This window comes from Planktosalinus sp. (genome assembly GCF_059864935.1).
The window spans coordinates 1-1,640 of the sequence record NZ_JCBCCK010000216.1; the positions used below are offsets into that span (position 1 = coordinate 1).

1 protein-coding gene is annotated in these 1,640 nt (G+C 44.9%); it reads left to right on the forward strand.

All coding sequences use genetic code 11. From position 1 onward, the window contains the following. The coding region (locus AC6F75_RS07660) for a VPS10 domain-containing protein (protein ID WP_500714390.1) at nt 1-1,640 on the forward strand (1,640 nt) is incomplete at both ends.

Sequence of the window (1,640 nt, forward strand, 5' to 3'; positions counted from 1 at the left end):
TAAACCGTTTTTTACGTGAAAACAATTTTCAGGAAAAATACCGTGCCGAAAACGTCAAACAAATGGTGAGCGGCGGTACTGTAAAGCCTGAAGATTTAGCCAAATACCTTGAAGATGCCAACGCCATGCTTTTTGATACACCGGTTATAGGTGCTGAGGTTTTTAAATCCTCAGACGGCGGTATAACCTGGACAAAAACCCACGATGATTATCTGGATGACATCTATTATTCTTACGGCTATTACTTTGGTGAAATTCGCGTAGAGCGAAACAATCCCGATGCGATTTATATTTTTGGGGTACCCATTTTAAAATCCAAAGACGGCGGAAAATCCTTTGAATCAATGGATGCCCCCAATGTGCATGTGGACCATCACGCCTTGTGGCTTAACCCCAACAAACCGGGACATTTAATTAACGGAAACGATGGTGGAGTGAACATTACTTTTGATGATGGCGAAAGCTGGTTCAAAGCAAACTCTACTCCCGTGATGCAGGTGTATGCCTTGCAAGTGGACAACCAAAAACCTTACAATGTCTATGCGGGTTCACAGGACAACGGAGTCTGGGTGGGACCCAATAATTATTCCTATTCCACACGATGGCAAAATACCGGTGACTATCCTTATAAAGAAATAATGGGTGGCGACGGGATGTATATTGAAGTGGACGAACGCAACCCAAATATTGTTTATACCGGTTTTCAGTTTGGGAATTATTTCAGGCTTGAACTTGCGGAAAAAACAACCACTGATATCCAGCCCAAACACGAGTTGGGCGAAGTGCCTTACCGCTTCAATTGGCAAACGCCCATTCTGCTTTCCAAACACAACCAGGACATTTTGTATTATGGTGGAAACAAATTGATGCGCTCCATGAACCAAGGGGATGATTATACCGCCATATCACCCGATTTGACCAAAGGCGGAAAAAAGGGGAATGTGGCTTATGGTACTTTGACTTCCATTGACGAATCGCCGTATCAGTTTGGGTTGTTGTATGCGGGAAGTGACGACGGTCTGCTACACATCACCCATAATGGCGGCGGTAGCTGGGAAACCGTCTCTAACACTTTTCCTCCAGATTTATGGGTGTCGCGGGTAATTGCTTCTCAGCACAAAAAGGAACGGGTGTATGTCACACTAAACGGCTATCGCTGGGATGATTTTAAACCCTATGTCTATCTAAGTGACGATCACGGAAAAACCTGGAAAAACATCAATGGCAATTTGCCTTTGTCGCCGGTTAATGTGATTCGTGAAGACCCTGTCAATGAAAACATCCTCTATCTGGGAACCGATAACGGGGCTTATGTTACATTTAACCGTGGTCAAAGTTGGGAGCGTTTTATGTCCAATTTGCCCAATGTCGCCGTGCATGATTTACGCGTACAAGCAGAAGCCAAAGATTTGGTTTTGGGTACCCACGGCAGATCGATTTATAAAACAAACATAGCGATGTTTCAAGAAATGACTCCTGAAATGCTCAAGGAGAATCTACTCGTTTTTAAATTGGAAAACGTGCGTCACTCCCCTCGCTGGGGAAGTAGCTGGAGCAGTTGGCGGGAGCCCTTTGCGCCTTCAACGGCCATTCGTCTTTATACCGGAACCGCCGGAACAGCAACTGTGCATGTTAAAACG